The sequence below is a fragment of the Streptomyces sp. NPDC057694 genome, from assembly GCF_042799415.1.
Lineage (GTDB): Bacteria > Actinomycetota > Actinomycetes > Streptomycetales > Streptomycetaceae > Streptomyces.
The window spans coordinates 289,503-306,270 of sequence record NZ_JBHVIX010000001.1 but is presented as its reverse complement, the minus strand read 5'-3'; the positions used below and the strand labels follow the sequence as shown (position 1 = coordinate 306,270).

Annotated in this window: 19 protein-coding genes; 6 read left to right on the top strand and 13 right to left on the bottom strand. The window is 72.4% G+C overall.

Annotation, left to right across the window (positions count from 1 at the left end; translation table 11 throughout):
- Window positions 1-78 precede the first annotated feature (78 nt).
- Both ACFVDP_RS01575 and ACFVDP_RS01570 read right to left on the bottom strand, forming a co-directional pair.
- Window positions 79-1,050 carry a serine hydrolase gene (locus ACFVDP_RS01575; protein ID WP_383481484.1) on the bottom strand — a complete coding sequence of 324 codons (972 nt, stop codon included), beginning with the start codon at window positions 1,048-1,050 and terminating at the stop codon, window positions 79-81.
- A complete protein-coding gene (locus ACFVDP_RS01570) occupies window positions 1,047-1,991 on the bottom strand; it encodes a LysR family transcriptional regulator (protein ID WP_383481481.1) in 945 nt (314 codons plus the stop codon). The genes ACFVDP_RS01575 and ACFVDP_RS01570 overlap by 4 nt, the downstream gene beginning before the upstream one ends.
- Window positions 1,992-2,187: 196 nt before the next feature.
- On the opposite strand from ACFVDP_RS01570, the gene bla reads away from it, so the two are divergent.
- Window positions 2,188-3,168: a class A beta-lactamase gene (gene bla, locus ACFVDP_RS01565; protein ID WP_383481478.1), complete on the top strand. Its 981-nt coding sequence runs from the start codon at window positions 2,188-2,190 to the stop codon at window positions 3,166-3,168.
- 344 nt (window positions 3,169-3,512) lie between these two features.
- On the top strand, window positions 3,513-3,722 hold the full coding sequence (locus tag ACFVDP_RS01560; RefSeq protein WP_383481475.1) for a hypothetical protein: 210 nt from the start codon (window positions 3,513-3,515) through the stop codon (window positions 3,720-3,722).
- 178 nt (window positions 3,723-3,900) lie between these two features.
- On the opposite strand, the gene ACFVDP_RS01555 is transcribed toward ACFVDP_RS01560, so the two are convergent.
- The 6 genes from ACFVDP_RS01555 to ACFVDP_RS01530 form a co-directional block, all read right to left on the bottom strand.
- Window positions 3,901-4,560, bottom strand: a complete 660-nt coding sequence (locus ACFVDP_RS01555) for a response regulator (RefSeq protein ID WP_383481472.1) — start codon at window positions 4,558-4,560, stop codon at window positions 3,901-3,903.
- Entirely contained in the window at window positions 4,557-5,711 is a 1,155-nt protein-coding gene (locus ACFVDP_RS01550; RefSeq protein ID WP_383481469.1) for a sensor histidine kinase, read from the bottom strand. Before ACFVDP_RS01550 ends, ACFVDP_RS01555 begins: the two co-directional genes overlap by 4 nt.
- Window positions 5,708-6,544, bottom strand: a complete 837-nt coding sequence (locus tag ACFVDP_RS01545) for a CPBP family intramembrane glutamic endopeptidase (protein ID WP_383481466.1) — start codon at window positions 6,542-6,544, stop codon at window positions 5,708-5,710. Before ACFVDP_RS01545 ends, ACFVDP_RS01550 begins: the two co-directional genes overlap by 4 nt.
- Before the next feature lie 167 nt (window positions 6,545-6,711).
- Window positions 6,712-7,899, bottom strand: a complete 1,188-nt coding sequence (locus ACFVDP_RS01540; protein WP_383481463.1) for a CU044_5270 family protein — start codon at window positions 7,897-7,899, stop codon at window positions 6,712-6,714.
- Complete coding sequence (locus tag ACFVDP_RS01535; RefSeq protein ID WP_383481460.1) at window positions 7,896-8,456, bottom strand: RNA polymerase sigma factor; 561 nt, start codon at window positions 8,454-8,456, stop codon at window positions 7,896-7,898. Before ACFVDP_RS01535 ends, ACFVDP_RS01540 begins: the two co-directional genes overlap by 4 nt.
- A 92-nt stretch (window positions 8,457-8,548) precedes the next feature.
- Window positions 8,549-9,460 (bottom strand): LysR substrate-binding domain-containing protein, encoded by a 912-nt coding sequence (locus ACFVDP_RS01530; protein WP_383481457.1) that lies wholly within the window; start codon window positions 9,458-9,460, stop codon window positions 8,549-8,551.
- Window positions 9,461-9,604: 144 nt separating this feature from the next.
- Here ACFVDP_RS01530 and ACFVDP_RS01525 point away from each other — a divergent pair, with 144 nt between their 5' ends.
- From ACFVDP_RS01525 to ACFVDP_RS01515, 3 genes are all read left to right on the top strand, one after another.
- Entirely contained in the window at window positions 9,605-10,018 is a 414-nt protein-coding gene (locus tag ACFVDP_RS01525; protein ID WP_383481454.1) for a nuclear transport factor 2 family protein, read from the top strand.
- 64 nt (window positions 10,019-10,082) lie between these two features.
- The gene (locus ACFVDP_RS01520; protein ID WP_383481451.1) at window positions 10,083-10,490 is read left to right on the top strand and encodes a nuclear transport factor 2 family protein; all 408 of its coding nucleotides are present in this window, start codon (window positions 10,083-10,085) and stop codon (window positions 10,488-10,490) included.
- Window positions 10,491-10,558: 68 nt separating this feature from the next.
- Window positions 10,559-11,497 (top strand): zinc-binding dehydrogenase, encoded by a 939-nt coding sequence (locus tag ACFVDP_RS01515; protein ID WP_383481448.1) that lies wholly within the window; start codon window positions 10,559-10,561, stop codon window positions 11,495-11,497.
- A gap of 21 nt (window positions 11,498-11,518) precedes the next feature.
- On the opposite strand, the gene ACFVDP_RS01510 is transcribed toward ACFVDP_RS01515, so the two are convergent.
- Entirely contained in the window at window positions 11,519-12,319 is an 801-nt protein-coding gene (locus ACFVDP_RS01510) for a hypothetical protein (protein ID WP_383481445.1), read from the bottom strand.
- A 261-nt stretch (window positions 12,320-12,580) separates the two neighbouring features.
- Here ACFVDP_RS01510 and ACFVDP_RS01505 point away from each other — a divergent pair, with 261 nt between their 5' ends.
- On the top strand, window positions 12,581-13,435 hold the full coding sequence (locus ACFVDP_RS01505) for a hypothetical protein (RefSeq protein WP_383481443.1): 855 nt from the start codon (window positions 12,581-12,583) through the stop codon (window positions 13,433-13,435).
- Here the strand turns inward: ACFVDP_RS01505 and ACFVDP_RS01500 are convergent.
- From ACFVDP_RS01500 to ACFVDP_RS01485, 4 genes are read right to left on the bottom strand one after another with little or no spacing between them, the layout of a single operon-like run.
- Entirely contained in the window at window positions 13,410-14,801 is a 1,392-nt protein-coding gene (locus ACFVDP_RS01500; RefSeq protein WP_383481440.1) for an ATP-binding protein, read from the bottom strand. The genes ACFVDP_RS01505 and ACFVDP_RS01500 overlap by 26 nt on opposite strands.
- Window positions 14,798-15,463, bottom strand: a complete 666-nt coding sequence (locus ACFVDP_RS01495) for a response regulator transcription factor (RefSeq protein ID WP_383481438.1) — start codon at window positions 15,461-15,463, stop codon at window positions 14,798-14,800. The genes ACFVDP_RS01500 and ACFVDP_RS01495 overlap by 4 nt, the downstream gene beginning before the upstream one ends.
- The gene (locus ACFVDP_RS01490; protein ID WP_383481435.1) at window positions 15,438-16,166 is read right to left on the bottom strand and encodes a phosphatase PAP2 family protein; all 729 of its coding nucleotides are present in this window, start codon (window positions 16,164-16,166) and stop codon (window positions 15,438-15,440) included. The genes ACFVDP_RS01495 and ACFVDP_RS01490 overlap by 26 nt, the downstream gene beginning before the upstream one ends.
- On the bottom strand, window positions 16,163-16,768 hold the full coding sequence (locus tag ACFVDP_RS01485) for a phosphatase PAP2 family protein (RefSeq protein ID WP_383484248.1): 606 nt from the start codon (window positions 16,766-16,768) through the stop codon (window positions 16,163-16,165). Before ACFVDP_RS01485 ends, ACFVDP_RS01490 begins: the two co-directional genes overlap by 4 nt.

Genomic DNA, 16,768 nt, shown 5'->3' with positions numbered 1-16,768 from the left:
TGGTGCTCGAAGAGAATCTTAAAGTAAGGCAAGCCTTAGTTGATAGGCGGGTCCTGTCTATGACCCCATAAGCATCGGTTATGGGGTCGATCGGTCTTCCTTTGGGGCTGTCGGGGGCCGCCCCGGGAAGCCGTCGACGGGGATGCGGGTGCGCCGCCGGAGGTGATCGCGCAGTGCCCGGGCGGCATGCCCCATCAACGCCTCCGCACCGGGCTGGACACCTGCGGGGACCAGAGATTCGGTGAGGACCACGACGGCGAAGCGCTGCCCGTCGACGTGCTCGACGACCCCCGCCTCGTGGCGGAGATTGAGCAGCGTGCCGGTCTTGGAGGACCAGACGGTCGCGTCCGAGCTGAAGTCCGGAGCGAGGCGGTGCCGGATCAGATTGTGCCGCATCAGCTCCCGGACCCGGGCGGCTGTGACGCTCGGCACGGCCGACGGAAGCCACACCGCCTGCAGTAGATCCGCCCAGGCGCGTGCGGTGCCGGTGTTGGCCCGGCTGGTGTCGAGCTGGGGGACGCGGTGCCCGCGACCCGCGGTGCTCGCGCCGATCGCCAACGCGTGCGCGAGATGCGCCCGGCCGGGTCCCAGGTGCTCCTCCGGCGTCTCGGTCAGCTCCTCGGTGCGGTGCCGCACGGTGACGCCGGTCAGGTCCCAGGCGCGCAGCTGCGCCGTGACCACGTCCGGCGGGGTGAGGTCGAACAGGGCGTCGGCCGCCCTGCCGTCACTCAGACTCGTACTCAGGTAGAGGAGGTCGTCGAGGGCCACGCGGGCCGGGTGCCGGAAGCGGCTCAGGCCGGTCGGACCGGCCGTGGTGATCTTCCCCGGCGCGACCTCGACGCAGTGCGCGCCGTCCAGCTCGCCGCGCCGGATCCGGTCCGCCGTGGCCAGCGCGAGCGGCAGCTTCACCAGCGAGGCGGACGGCAGCGGCACGTCCGGGTCGATGCCGATCTCCTCGCCCGTCCCGAGGTCGCGGACGAGGAGGCTGGCGCGCAGCCCGCCGTCGTTCAGCTCCTCGCGCACCGTGCGCAGGAGAGCTTCGGTGGTCATGCGCCGACTCCTTCGTTGGCTGTGTCCGGCACGAGGACGGCTGCGCCCTGGGCGAGGTGCGGATGCTCCGCCTCGTCGGCGCCCAGGCACCGGCCGAGCTGTACGCCGAGCCGGGTGAGCGCCGGCGGGGGAGTGTCGCGCGCCGCCGTGCGCAGCACATATCCGCGCTGTGGTGTGAACTCTCCCATCGGCCGCCAGTGCAGACCGAGCGCGCGGGCCTGGAGCACCGAGCACAGCAGGAAGTCGGGCGCCGCGTGCACCTCGGCCGCCGCCGTCGTCAGGTCCTTCGCGATCGCCAGCTGCGCGGGCCTCAGCCCGACCGCGTCGCGCAGCCGGGCCAGCGGATCCCGCACGTGCGGGACGTCGTCCTCCGGCTGCAGCCAGACCCGGCGGGCCGGACCGCGCTCGGTGCGCCCCAGGCGCAGCGTCTCCACGTGGACGTACCCCTCGCCCGGATCCCCGGCGGCGGCCAGGCCCAGGGGGACCGGCCAGACCGCCTCGGCCGCCGGCACCGCGAGCAGCGCCGCCTGGATCCCTCCGGCGAGCAGCAGTTCGGCACGCCGGGCCGGTGGCTCCGTACGCGGTTCCAGGGCGATCCCGAGCCCGCGGGCGTCGGCGATCAGCCGGGCGAGGCCGCTCGTCGTGCAGATGTCCGGTACGGCCAGCCGCCAGGGCCTGCGACGGGCGGTCGCCGCCTCGTGCAGCAGCCCGTCCGCGTCCTCGACGAGCCGACGGGCGTGCGGCAGCATCTCGCGGCCGAACGCGGTGAGGACGGCCCGGCGCACCGTCCGCTCGAACAGCCGCGCCCCCAGCAGCTCTTCGAGCGCGGCGACCCGGCGACTGGCGACCGGCTGGGAGACCCCGGCGGCCGCCGCGCCGTCGGTGAAGCCGTGGTGATCGCTGACGCTGACGAAGGCGCGACATGCTCCGAGCAGATCCACCCGGCCACTCTATGCGGATTCGGCATGGACACCGGGACGGATGTATTGGTCGCCGTACCGCCCGACCGGCAAGGGTGTGTGACAGGGCGTCACCGATGCCCCGGCCGCGGCCCGTTCGGGCGTGACGGCCGTGCCCACCCCGCGCCCGGGATCCTCCGTGTTCCGCGGCCGGGGTTCCGTCGAAGGGACTCGACCGATGCAGCACCTCCGACCGAGCCGTCGCCGGCCTGCCGGTGCCGGCCGTGCAGTACTGGCCGCCTGCGCCGTCCTGACCGTCCTGTCCACGACGGGCTGCGGACAGGGCGGCCCCGCCGGAGCCGGGGGTCCGGCCACCACCACGGCGGCCGCGGACCGCTCCGCGAACGCTTCCGCGAACGCCTCCGCGAACGACGCGTTCGCCCGCCTGGAGCGCACCTACCGGGCGCACGTCGGCCTCTACGCGATCGACACCGGCAGCGGCCGGGAGGTCACCTGGAACGACAAGCGGCGCTTCTCCTACAACTCGACCGTGAAGTCCTTCCTGGCCGCCGCCGTCCTGAAGAAGAACGCCGGTGACGGCATGGACCGCGTCCTGCACTACGACCGCACCGATCTCGTCGAGAACTCACCCGTCAGCGAGAAGCACGTAGACACCGGGATGAGCCTGCGCGCCCTGTGCGACGCCGCGATCCGCTACAGCGACAACACCGCGGCCAACGTCCTGTTCGAGGACATCGGCGGCCCCGGCCGCCTGGGCGCCTTCCTGGAGAAGGAACTCGACGACAAGGTCACCCGCACCGACCGCGTCGAGCCCTACCTCAGCCGTTGGAGTCCGGGGGAGCGGCGCGACACCTCGACTCCCCGTCAGATGGCCGCCGACCTGCGCGGTCTCGTCCTCGGTGACACCCTGCCGACGGCCGACCGGCGCCAGCTGACGACCTGGCTGCGGACGAACACCACGGGCGACAGGACCATCCGCGCCGGGGTGCCCAAGGGCTGGACCGTCGGGGACAAGACCGGTACCGGTTCCTACTACGGAGCGCGGGACGACATCGCGGTCATCTGGCCGCCCGGTCGCAAGCCGCTGGTCATGGCGATCCTGACCTACCGCGACGGCGCCAAGGACGCCACGGCCGACGACAAGCTCCTCGCCGACGCCGCCGAAGCGGCGGTCACCGCGCTCGACGCCGACAGCTGAGGGCCCGGAGCGGCTGACGCGTTCGACCGAACGTCAACACGGGAGCCGCGCTTTCAGCCGTAAGGAGTGCATCCAAGAACCCTTTTGGCGCGGTACCGGTTGACCCGCCGAGAGCGCGCGGTTCACCGCCAGGGACGGCGGGGTGGTGCACAGCCGGCCGCGTGCTCGGCGCCGGTCCGGCGTTCCCACCCCCTCGGGGCCGGACCCGGCGCCGCGCGGCGGCCCGACCGTGGTGGGCCGGGCTGCCGCGTTCGCCGAACCCTCCTGAATCCACGGATGCATGAACGTGCGGCCTTTACGTTGACCGCCCGTGCCACGCTCCGCCCAAGCCGGTTGGAGTGAGCATGGAAGAAGAGCCGAACCGTTTCTCTCATCGGGACTACGCACGACTCACGGACGCGTACTGGCTCGATGCCCCGCACTGCGTCGACGGTCTGTGCGCGTGCCCCCTCGACCATGACGAGCCACGCGATCTCGAAGGCCTCGCGCGTCTTGTCATGCTCGGCGTCGCCACCGGCACCATCGCGGTCGGCGTCGTCTGCGCGCTGAGATGAGGGCCCCTGGGCGGGGTCCGGGCTCAGGGGTACCTCCCTTGTGCCCGCAACCACCGAACGCATGCCGCAGGAACGGGTGTGCGACACCAAGTTGCCGGCGTTCGAGGAGAGCCGGCGCCCGGAGCCTCGGCCGTGCCCGGCTCTCTCGAGAGGGCTGCAGCCGGCGTCCGGCCGCGTGTCAGGTGACCAGGCCGTGGCGGTACGCGTAGACGACTGCCTGGACGCGGTCGCGGAGGTGGAGTTTGGTCAGCATGCGGGAGACGAAGGTCTTGACGGTCTCCTGGCTGATGAGGAGGGTGTCGGCGATCTCCCGGTTGGACAGGCCGTCCGCGATGAGCCGCAGGACCTCCAGTTCGCGCGGGGTCAGCGGAGTGGTGGGCGGGACGTCGTCGACGGGCCGGATCCGGGCCGCGTACCGGCCGACGAGCCGTCGTGTCACGTCGGGGTCGAGCAGCGCCGCTCCGGTGGCCACGGTACGGATGCCGTGCAGGAGCTGGGCCGGGGGCGCGTCCTTGAGCAGGAATCCGCTCGCCCCGGCCCGCAGCGCCTCGTAGACGTACTCGTCCAGGTTGAACGTGGTCACCACCAGGACCTTGACGGGACGCGGCACCCCGGGCCCGGCCAGCAGGCGGGTGGCCTCGATGCCGTCGAGGACCGGCATCCGCACGTCCATCACCACGACGTCCGGGCGCAGCCGCTCGGCGAGTTCGACAGCGGTCCGCCCGTCACCGCACTCGCCCGCCACCTCCAGGTCGGGCTGGGCGTCGATGATCGTCACCAGGCCGGTGCGGACCAGCATCTGGTCGTCGCAGACCAGCACCCGGACGGAGTCGCTCACGACGCGCTCCCGGCCGGTATGCGCGCCCGTACGACGAAGCCGCCGTCCGTGCGTCGGCCCGCCGTGAAGTCGCCGCCCAGGACGTCGACCCGCTCCCGCAGCCCGGCCAGCCCCCGCCCGCTCCCCGCGGGCGCCGCGGCCCGGGCGCCCGTACCGTCGGTGCTGACCTCCACGGCGATCTCCCGGCCCCGATGGTGCACCTGGACCGAAGTCCGGCTCCCGTGGGCGTACTTGAGGGCGTTGGTCAGGGCCTCCTGCACGACGCGGTACGCCACGAGGTCGGCGCTGCCGGTCGACGCGTCCGGGGTGCCCTCCTCGGTGAACTCCACGGGCTGCCCGGCGCTCCGCGTCTGTTCCACGAGCGTGTGGAGTCTGCCGACGGTCGGCGTCCGGTCCTCGACACCGTGGTCGGGGTTGAGGAGGTCGAGCAGGTGGCGCAGATCGGTGATGGCCCGCCGGCCGGTGTCGGTGACGGCGGTCAGCGACTGGTCGAGCCGCTCGGGAACCGCGGTCAGATACCGGGCGGCCTCCGCCTGCACGACCATCGCCGTCACATGATGGGTGACCACGTCGTGCAACTCGCGGGCGATACGCGTGCGTTCGTCGGCGAGGGTGTCCTCGGCCACGCGACGCCGGAGCTCGGCCTCCATGGCCCGGGTGGAACGCAGCCACGCCCCGATGCCCCACGCCAGGGACAGCGCCAGCCAGAACAGCACGTATCCCGCCACGCTCTCGCCCGGCCCCACACGGGCCAGCGCGACCGCCAGCGGCACGTAGGCCACGGAGAACAGGAGCGCGGTGCCGCGCCGGTGACGCTCCAGATGGGCGCCCATGCTCAGCAGGGCGAGGGGCAGGGCGGTGCCCGCCAGAGAGTGGTAGCCGCGCAGTTGGTCCAGGGCGAAGCCGAGCGAGACCACGGCCGCCGCCACGACCGGCCACCGTCGGCGTCCGGCCAGCGGAAGACACTGAAGGACGAGCGCGACCACGGCCAGTACGTCGAGGGGGCGGTCCGGCACGCCGCCCAGCCGCGTTCCGAAATGGTGCAGCCCCGGGACGAGCGAAGCGACCAGGCACAGCAGCGCGAGCGGGAGGTCCCGGACGAGGACACCGGAGGCGCGCCACCACGCCGGGACCCACGCAGAACTGATCACCGAGGAAGAGTAGCGGTGTCCGTGCCTGCGGGCCGCCGGTCGTGGCGGGGCACCAAGTGGCCTCGCCGGCGTGCCAGCCACAGGAACACGAGCGCCGTCAGCAGGCAGAACAGCACCGCGTACACACTCCCCTCCGGCCCGAAGTCACCACCGGTGATCAGGGCCGGGCCGGACGTCGAGGAGTCCAGCAGCCCCTGCGTGCTGCCGTTGCCCGAGACCTCCGTGCTGAAGATGCCGCCCGCGGCGAAGTTCCAGCCGAAGTGCACGCCGATCGGTACCCACAGGTTGCGGGTCGCGATGTACGCGGCGGTCAGCATGCCTCCGGCCTCGACCGCAACGGCGGCCGCGCCCCACAGTGTGGCGTCCGGATTGGCGAGGTGGTACGCGCCGAACAGCAGACCGGTGGAGATCATCGCGATCCACGTACCGGTGCGTGCCTCCATGATCCGGAACAGGACGCCGCGGAAGAGGAGTTCCTCGGTCACGGCCGCGGCGGCCATGTAGCCGACGAGCCCCGCAGCCCCCGTCGCCGAACCCCGGCCGTGGACGTCGAAGTACCCGTTCGTCGCCAACTGCAGGATCAGAAGGCCGAACACCGCCACGCCGACCAGCGTCCCCCAGGCGATCCCGGCCGCCGCCCCCTCCTTGGCCACCTCGATCGACGGACGGCGCTCCGTGCGCCGTACCACCCACCCGTACACCAGCACGGCGACGACGGCCGTCGCCAGGCCGACCACGAGCGTCAGCCACGGCTTCCCGTCCACCGCGGCGACACCCTGACCACCGACGAGTGCCACCGCGGCCACAGCCAGCAGCTGCCACACCAACCTCATGAGAACTCCCTTGTCACAGCCGCGACATGAGCGTCACGGCCTGCGAAGAACGCTATGGATCAAGGAGTTCCGAAGCGTCACCATGGAGAGGACACCTGCGGGTAGCTCGCACGGGGGACATGTGTGGGTCGGGAGCCGGCGCTGCGGAGGAATCGGAGCAGACCGGCTCAGCGCCGGGCGTTCCCCGGCACCGCGATCTGCTTCTCGGACCAGGTCGCCTTGGTGGTCGCCGAGTAGTTCACCGCCGTGCCCGCCTTCAGCCCGGCCTGCCGGGCCCTGGCCGACGGCTCGACCAGCAGCGTCTCGTCCGCGAGCAGTTCACCGGTCGACGGGTCGACGACGAGCCGCTCCCGCACACTGCCCAGCGGGGTCGAGTTCGTCGTGGGGAAGGTGACGCCGACGCCCTTGCGCCCGAGCGGATCGCTGACGTCGGCGCTCATCCGTACCCCGGGCAGATCCGCCATCACCCGGTACGCGGCGGCCCGGACGCCCGGCTCCACCGGCATGGTGACGAGGTCGGCCGTGACGCGCAGCAGCCACGCCGAGCGTTCGGCGCCCTGTCCCGCGGTGCCGTCCTGCGTGGACAGCCGCTCCAGTTCCTGACGCAACGCGGCCGTCTTGGTGGGCAGTTCCCGCAGTTCCTTGTACGAGACGTTGCGCGGGCCGAGAGCGTAGATCTTGTCGCCGAGGGCGGTCCGGTCGACCGTCGGCCGCCCGGTGCCCAGCCTGAACGCCCGCTTGGCGCCCTCCCCGGCCGCCACCTCGACCGTGGTGGGCGATCCCGCGTCCCGCCAGCGTGCCTCGTCCGCCGCCGTACGGGGCGCGACCTCGGAGTCCAGGCCGGAGACCAGCAGGCTGTCCGTTCCCTTGCGCACACCCACCGACCATTGGGACGACGAGGTGTCGCGCACGGCGAAGAGGTGCCCGGCCTCCCCGGCGACGTCCACGAGCTCCGACCGTGAGTCGGTCTGCCAGTACGTGCCTTCGGAAGGCGCCGCCTCCGCCTTCGTGGCCGCGCTGAGCAGGACGAGTCGGGCGTCCGTCACCGAGGTCGCGGAGGAGCGCGGACCGGCCTCGGGCCGCTCGGCCGGGGACCGGCCGTCGAGGTTCGTCACGATCACCGCGGTCGCGGCGACGGCGGTGAGGGCGGCGACCGCGCCGATCGGCTTCAGGGCCAGGCGGCCGCGCGGCGAAGGCACGGAACGCCGGTCCGGGACCTCGGAGAGGATGCGGGCCAGGTCGTCGCGCTGCCGCTCCGAACCGGCGAGCCGGGCCGGGTCCAGCTCGTCGGGCCGGGCGGCGGCGAGGGCCCGCAGGGCGTCGGGGCGCCCGGAGTTGTCATGGCTGGTCTTCACGCGATTGCTCCTTTGTGGTCGTCGAGGTGGGCGGCGCGCGCGTCCGGCGGCGGTGACGGCACGGCCGCCGTCTGAAGCGCCTTCTCCAGGCGGCGACGGGCCCGGTGCAGCCGGACGGTGAGCGTCGCCGTGGCGCAGCCCATGACCCGTGCGGCCTGCTTGGCGGTCAGGCCGTGCCAGGCGAGCAGCGTCAGCAGTTCCCGGTCGGCGTCGGACAGGCTCGCCAGGGCCTGCAGCGCCGCCTCCCGGTCGGTCACGTCCGCCGCTATGTCACCGGCGTCCGCCCCGCCGACCTGCCCGATCCGCCGGGCCTCCTCGGCGGCCGCCGCGTACTGATGGCTGTCCCGGCGGCGCAGTTCGCGCACCAGATTGCGCGCCACCCCGAGCAGCCAGGGCAGTGCGGGCCGCGGAATGTCCCGTACCCGTCGCCAGGCGACCGTGAAGGTCTCGCTGGTGATGTCCTCGCCCACCTGTCGGCCCACCAGACTGGTGGCGTAGGCGAGGACGCGCGGATAGCACTCCTCGTACATCTCCCGGAAGCGTTGGGCTTGTGTCACGCGCCGTCCCCTCGTGTCGGTCCTTACGCCAAGCAATGCGCGGGACGGCCCACTTCTTACAGGGCGGATCGAAATTCACCGGAGAAACCGCTTCAGGAAGCGGACCCGAGGCGGAGCCAGCCGCGGCCCCGGGTGGTGTCGGCGGTGACGCGCAGCAGGTGGGGGAGTGCGGGGCGGTGGGTGTCGCCGCGGGTGAGCAGGTGGATCTCGATCGCGGTGGCGGGGGTGAGCGGGCGCCAGGTCAGGCCGGCGGGCAGCCCCGAGCGGGCGGAGGCGCCGACGACGGAGACGGCCCGGCCCTGCGCCACGGGACCGTGTGCGGCGTCGAACAGCTGACGCAGGCGCAGGGTGGGGGCGATCCCGGCACCCTCGAAGACGGCGATGATCGCGTCGTAGTGGCCGGGGTTGGCCCCGCGGGGATGGATGAGCACGGTCTCGTCGGCGAGTGCGGCGGCGTCGATCGTGTCCTGGCCGGCGAGGGGGTGCGCTTCGTGCATGAGAAGCCCCTGCGGCTCCAACCTCACCAGGGTGCGCACGAGTTGAGGGGTCGGAGGCGGGCAGCGCACCAGGCCGGCGTCGAGGGTGCCGTCGCCGACGCCGGAGACGACTTCCGCGCTGGAGAGCAGGTGCGTGGTGACCGTGATGCCGGGGTGTGCGTCGGCGAGCGCCTCCAGGAGCACGGGGGCGGTCTCGTAGCCGGTACTGGCGGTGTACCCGACGGTGAGGCCGCCCTCGGCGCCAGCGGCGAAACCTCGTACGTCGCGCCACAGCCGGTCCGCGTCCGCGCACAGCACCCGTCCGCGCTCCTGCAGCAGCCGTCCGGCCTCGGTCAACGAGGTGGACTGGGTGGTGCGCTCCAGAAGCCGCACGCCCAGCTCCTTCTCCAGCTCGCGTATCTGACGGCTGAGGGCGGGCTGGGCTATGAGCAGGCGTGCGGCGGCCCGGGTGAAGTTCAACTCCTCGGCGACGGCGAGGAAGTAACGCAAGCGACGGAGATCTGCCATGCCGCGCATCCTACGTAGGTAGGTGGCCTGCACTTATGCCGCGCTGTTCTGAGTCCCGCGGAAAGAGGTCTTTCCCCTCCGGGGCGCTCTCTCCATAACGTTCAGGTCATCGGAACACACACCGCGACGGAAAGGCTCCAGGCCATGAACGAGCAGCAACTCACCAAGAACAGCAGGGCAGTTGTCCAGGCCTACATGGACACCTTGATGGCCGGGGACCTCGCGGCGCTGCGGACCTTCTTCACCGAGGAGTCGACGTGGACGCTCGCCGGAAACCTCCCGCTGTCCGGCACCTGGACCGGGCCCACGGAGATCCTGGACGAGTTCGTTCCGGCGATGGTGGCCCGCCTGGAGCCGGAGACGATGGAGTTCACCTTCGACGGGCTGATCGCGGACGGCGACCGCGTGCTGGCCGAGTGGAACACCCGGGCACAGGCGAAGGCCGGCGGCCGCTACGACCAGCACTGCCTCGCCGTCTTCACCGTCCGCGACGGCAAGATCGCGAACGTACGCGAGTACTTCGACACGCTGCACGCGAAGACGGTCGTGTTCGCCTGACCGGTCCGCACGTCGCGCCGACAGCACCCCACCCCCCTTTCAGCAGCCGAACGAGGAGAGATCCATGAACGAGAACACCGACCCCACGGCCGTGGTCCTGCGCTACTTCGAGGCACTTGCCGCCGACGACCAGGACACCGTCTTCGACTCGTGGGCCGAGGACGGAAGCTGCTGGTACGGCGGCGACCTGCCGATCTCGGGCACCTGGCAGGGCCGCGACCAGGTGATCAACGGCTTCCTGGCCACCGCCTTCGCCCACCTCGACCCGACGAAGGAGATCGGCATCAAGGTCACGAACGTCTTCGGCGCCGGTGAGCAGGTCCTCGTCGAGTGGGACTCCTGGGCGACGGGCAGGACCGGCCGCCCCTACCGCGAGAACAACATCGGCGTCTTCACCGTCCGCGACGGCAGGATCACCAGCATGCGCGAGTACGCCGACACCCAGCACTGGGAGCGCGCCCTGATCGCCTGAGGCCCGCGTGACGACGTACCCCGACCGCCTCGACGAAAAAGAAGAGAACGAAGAGGGAGACGCAGACCATGAAGGCGATGCTGCCCGGGAACGCCGCCGGCACCGACGAGCCCCTCGCTCTCGGCGAGGCCGCCGAGCCCCGACCCGCCGCCGACGAGGCGGTCGTCGAGGTCGAGGCGTACTCCGTCAGCCACGGCGAGGTCTTCCGGCTCGACGACCGCCTCGATCGTGGCGGGGCGCGATGGCGGCCCGGCCAGGGCGTCGCCGGTGCCGTGCTCCGGCCCGCGGCCGACGGCTCCGGGCCGGCCGAGGGCGCCCGTGTCGTCGCCCACCCGCCCGCCCTCGGCTGGGCCGAACGCGTCGCCGTACCCACCCACAGCCTGGCCGAACTCCCCGACAGCGTCGACGCCGTGACCGCCGCCACCCTTTCGCCGGCCGGGATCGCCGCGCTGCGGCTGCTGCGCGCCGCCGGACCGCTCGCGGGCCGCAAGGTGCTGCTCACCGGCGCGAGCGGCGGAGTCGGCCATTACGTCACCGAACTCGCCGCCGCCGGTGGCGCGCAGCTCACCGCGGTCAGCGCCACCGCCGAACGCGGCGCGAAACTCATGCAGTTGGGCGCGATCGAGCTGGTCACCTCGGTGGCGCGGGCGAGGGGCCCGTACGACGTGGTGCTGGAGTCGGTCGGCGGCGACAGCCTGACCACCGCGCTGGCCGCCCTGGCCCCCGACGGCCTTCTCGTCTGGTTCGGGCAGACCGGCCGCGCCCCCGTCGCTCTGGACTTCTTCAGCTTCTTCCAAGGGCCCAATCAGGCCCGGATCGCGCACTTCGACTACACCACGTCGGACGTGACGTACGGCCAGGACCTGTCGGTGCTGGTGCGCCTCGTCGCCGCCGGCCGCCTCCACCCCGAGATCGGCACCGTACGCGACTGGACCCGTACCGCCGATGTCATCACCGACCTGTGCGGCCGCAGGATCCGGGGCAACGCCGTCCTCACCGTCGGCTGACCCCGGCAGTGACCGGGCAGGTCAGCCTGCCTGTGTGTCGCGGTTCGAGACGGCCAGGTAGGCGACGAACCCGACGATGGCGACCGTCCAGGAGAGGGTGACCGGACCGAGCCCCATCCCGAGGCCGCCCCGGCTGCCGGGGAGGGCCATCCAGTCGGCCAGGGAGGCGCCCAGCGGTCGCGTGACGACGTACGCGCTCCAGAACGCGGTCACGGCGCCCAGGAGCCCGGACCGGTGCAGGAGGGCAGGTACGCAGATGGCGACGGCGAACAGGGCGGCGGATCCGAGGTAGCGCAGGCCGACGGACGCGGTCAGATCGCCGGCCGCGGTGCCCAGTGCGAACGTGGCCAGGACGGCGGCCCAGTAGAAGAGTTCACGGCGGCGGGTGTGGATGCTGTGGATGGACAGGGTTCCCTCGCGCAGGTGCCAGAGGGCGAACACGGCGGCCAGCACGATCATGAAGAACGGCGTGGACAGGGCGTACGGGACGCCGAGGACGACGTGCAGGACGTCGGTGGCCATCGTGCCGAACACACTGACCATGACGATGCCGGTCCAGTAGATCCACGCCACATACCGGCGGACGGCGAACTGAAGCAGCAGAGAAGCCACCAGACCGAGCCCGCCGAGCCCGACCGCCAGGACCGGATCGAGGGCCTTGGCCAGGAAGTCGGACGCCGTCTCGCCCATGCCGGTGGTCAACACCTTGATGACCCAGAAGCAGACCGTCACTTCCGGAACCTTGGTCGCCATGAGGCGCGCGTGGGCAGGGGTGTCGGGACGGTCGCCCCGGTGGTGGTCGAGGACGTTCTCTGTGCTCATGGCCCGCACCCTGACACGGTGAACCACCCCTGCCCCAGACCTCTTTGCCAGGGCTTTTGGGCTTCCGGAGCAGGTGTTTCCCCTGCCGGGCGCGAACCTGAAAGCAACCTGAACGCACGTCGCCCGGCCCTGGTCGCCGCTGCCCCGCTGTTGCTATCCAGAAGGGTGGCCGGCCGGATCCGCACGGCAGTCAGGGTGCGGTACGAGGGTGCGTTTCGGCAGTCAGGATGCGTTCAGGTTCCCCCTGGCAGCGTCGGCCCCATGACATCCGAAACCTCACGTGCCCCATTCCTCGACGGCGGGGAGTCGACGCCCTCCGGGCACCGCCCGCGCTGGAACAAGGTCCCCGAAGTCACCGTCTACTTCTGGATCATCAAGGTGCTGTGCACCACGGTCGGCGAGACCGCCGCCGACATGCTGAACGAGAAGCTGGGGCTCGGCCTGAGCGGCGTCTCGCTGCTGATGAGCGTGCTGCTGGCGGTCGTGCTCGTCGCGCAGTTCCGTACCGACGCCTACCGTGCGGGCGTCTATTGGACCGCGGTCGCCCTGATCAGCGTGGTCGGCACGCTGGTCAGCGACAACCTCACCGACAACCTCGGGGTGCCGCTGGAGGCGAGCACCGCGGCGTTCGCCGTGTGCCTCACCGTCGTGTTCGCCCTCTGGTACCGCAGCGAGCGGACCCTGTCCATCCACAGTGTCGACACACGGCGCCGGGAGTGTTTCTACTGGCTGGCGGTGCTGTTCACCTTCGCTCTGGGCACAGCGGCCGGGGACCTGGTCGCCGAGCGGATGGCCGTCGGCTACTGGCTCTCCGTCGTGCTGTTCGCGGTGGCGATCGCCGCTGTCGCGGTGGTGCACTTCGCCCTCGGCCTGAACGCGGTGTGGAGCTTCTGGATCGCCTACGTGCTGACCCGCCCGCTCGGCGCCTCGACGGGCGACTACCTCTCCCAGCCCACCGCGGACGGCGGCCGCGGCCTGGGCACCGTCGTCACCAGCGTGCTGTTCCTGGCGGTCATCTCCGCCCTCGTCGTCTACTTGGCCGCGACCCGCAAGGACGTCACCGAACGGGAACGACGCGCCGGAACGCCGGTCACGCCGGAGGCAGGCACACCGTGAACCGGGCTCCGGGGGTGTGCTGTTCGTCGTAGCGCACCTCGCCGCCGACGGAGCGGGCCAGGCGCCGCGCCAGCGGCAGGCCGAGGCCCGCTCCGCCGTGCGGACCACCCGGATCGGCGCGCCGGCCGGGAACGAAGAGCTGTCCCACGAACGGTGGTGGCACTCCGGTGCCGTCGTCGGTGACGTCGACGCACACCCCGTCGGGCCCGGGGCGGGCGTGCACCGACACTCTGGAGCGCGCGTAGCGCAGGGAGTTGGCGAGCAGCGGGCTGACGATGCGCTCGAGGAGGGCCGCGCTGACGCCCACGGCGAGCCCGGGCTCCTGGGCGGTGACGGTGAGCGTCAGATGCCCGGGCGCGTCCAGCTGCGCGGCGGCGTGGCGGAGGGCGGGCAGTGCCACGGCTGTGCCGGGCGCGGTGGGAAAGCCGTCGCGGGCGTCGAGCAGGAGCGTGTCGCAGATGGTGCGCATGGACGCGGCGGCCTGTGCGATCGCCGTGTGAGTGGCCCGGGTGTCGGCCGGGGTGCGGGGGCGGCTCCCGTACCAGTCGAGTTCGGCGATGACACGGCTGAGCGGCGTGCGCAGCTCGTGGGAGAGTTCCGCGGTGAGCTGCCGCTCGTGCCGCAGCAGTGCGCGGATGCGGTCGAGCAGGGCGTCCAGCGACGCGCCCAGGACGGCGAGTTCGGCGGGCAACGACGACGCGCCGAACCGGTCGTCCGCGGCGACCGTGTCCCACTGGGTGGCCTGGTCGGTCATGGCACGGACCGGGCGCAGCGCGTGGCCGACGGCGAGCCGGGTCAGGGTGTAGGTGCAGGCGAGCATCACCGCGTCGAGCGCGAGCGAGCCGTACAGAAGACTGTCCGCGGAGCTCCGGTAGGGGGCCAGGTCCAGTGCGGTGACGATCGTGGCGCCGCCTGCCCGGCCGGGCAAGGGGAACGCGCACAGCCGCACCGGCCGTGCTCCGCCGAGACTGGTGCAGGAGCGTGTGCCCCCGACGCCGAGAGAGCGCGCGGCGCGGCCGACCGCGCTGCCCGGATCCGTGTGCGGGGGAGCCTCGGCCGGCCGACTGCCGGCATAGATCCAGACGTTGCTGTCCAGGAGGTCGTCGTGGCTGCCTTCGTGGACGCGAGGGACGGGCCCGCTCGTGTCCACGGTGGTGGCGACGGCGGCGGCGCGGGTCCGCAGTTCGTCGTCCGCCTGCCGCTGAAGGTGCTGCCGGGCCACGGCGTTGAACGCGACGGTGAGGACCGTGATGAGGAGCGCGGCGCCGGTGAGCGCCACCAGGGACAACCGCCCGCGCAGGGTGCGGGGCGCCAGGCGCGTCGCCAGGCGGGACACCGTGCGGTACATGGGGCTTGCGCGGTTCATGTGAGGCGGTGGCCGATGCCCCGGGCCGTGCCGATGCCGCGGGTGCTGCCGGCCTCCCGCAGCTTGCGGCGCAGCCGGGTCAGGTACTGGTCGAGGGTGTTGTCGTTGACCCGGGCCCCCTCGGGCCACGCGGCCCTGACCAGGTCACGGCGCCGCACCACGTCCCCGGAGGCCGCCATCAGTACGGCCAGGAGCCGGAACTCCGTCGGTGTCAGGGCGAGTTCGGTGTCACCGACCGTGCAGCGGTGCCGGACCGCGTCCAGTCTCACGTCGCCGACGGCGGTCGTGGTGTGTGCGGGGGAGGCGCGCTTGATCGCCGCGCGCAGCCGGGCGGCGAGTTCGGCGAGATGGAACGGCTTGGGCAGATAGTCGTCGCCGCCCGCCGAGAACCCGGACAGCCGGTCGGTCAACCGGTGATGAGCCGTCAGAAAGATGACGGGGAAGGTGAGTCCGCCCGCCCGCAGGGCCTGGCACACATCGCGGCCGTCGGCGTCGGGCAGCCCGACATCGAGCACGGCGGCGGCCAGTTCGCCGGAGGCGAGGCGCAGGGCGGTGGCGCCGTCCGGGGCGGGCAGCGGATCGAACTCCTCCTCACGCAGGCCGCGCAGCAGTACGTCGCGCAACGCGTGATCGTCCTCAACGACCAGGATCTTGCGCCGCACGGCCCTCCACCGCCTCCCTGGAGTCCATCGGCTCGACGGTCGCTCCCGCTTCACGGGGGACGAACCGATCGGGCAGCCACCAGCACGCGACGCACAGACAGAGCCCGGCCCAGCCGGCGGCGAACAGCCAGCCGCCGAGCACATCGGTGGACCAGTGCACGGCGAGTTCGGCGCGGGTCAGCCCGACGGCGAGTCCCCACACCGTGATCACGGCCGTCAGGAGCGTGCGGCCGCGCGGCGCGCGCAACTGTACGGCGACAACGAGGATGCAGGCGGTGAGGGCGGCCGTGGTGGTGTGACCGGAGGGGAACGACCACCCCGAGGCGTGTGTCGCCCAGTCGGCCCGCGGCGGGCGGGGCCGGTGGACGAGGAGCATCACGCCGTAGCGCAGGGCCTGTCCCGCCATCAGGCAGACCAGCCCGAGAAGGGCGGCGGCCAGCCGGTGGCGCGCGGTGCGCCCCACGAAGATGCCCGCGAGCACGACCAGGGCGTAGGGGACGACGCCGGTGCCCGTGGCGGTCACGCCGCGGGCGAGGGCCAGCCACTCGTCGGGCCGGTGGCCCAGGGACCAGGCCAGCAGCTGATCGTCCGGGGAGAGCGGGCTGCCGCCCCGGCCGATCACGATCATGGTGAGGACACCGAACGCGGCCCAGGCGCCGAGGCCCACACTGCCCGCCAGGTCCGCGACGCTCCGGCGGTTCATGACGCGGCGAGCAGCAGCGGACGAAGCGGGGAGTCGGCGAGGCGCCGCGCGAACGACGGGCGGCGCCGCAGCGCGAGCATGCCCACGAGCGCCACCGAGGCTCCGACGACGAGCCCGGCCAGCACGTCGTGCGGGTAGTGCGCCCCCACCCACACCCGGGATGCGGCCATGACCAGCGCGGCCACGGCGGCGAGCGCACCCAGCCGCCGCGAGACGAACCACAGCGCCACCGCGGCCGCCGCGGCGATCGCCGCGTGGTTGCTCGGGAAGGACCAGTCGTCCGGCGCCGGACACGCCTCCAGCGTCGCCAGCCGCAGGCTCCGGCAGGGACGCACCTCGCGCACCGCCGACTTCACGAGGAGATCCACCCCGAAGGCCACGACCACCAGCACCGGTGCGGCCAGCGCCGTCAGCGCGACCTCGGCGCCCGCCCGGCGCGCCCGCCACCAGCCGAGGGCCATGAGCGCGCCGAACAGCAGCAGTCCGTACGTCGACCAGAGGGTGGCCGCCGTGTCCAGCCAGCCGGGCGCGCGCCCGGCGAGCCCCACCACGTCGCTGTACACGGAGCCGTCGACCGACGCCCCGTCGAATGCCGCGATCAC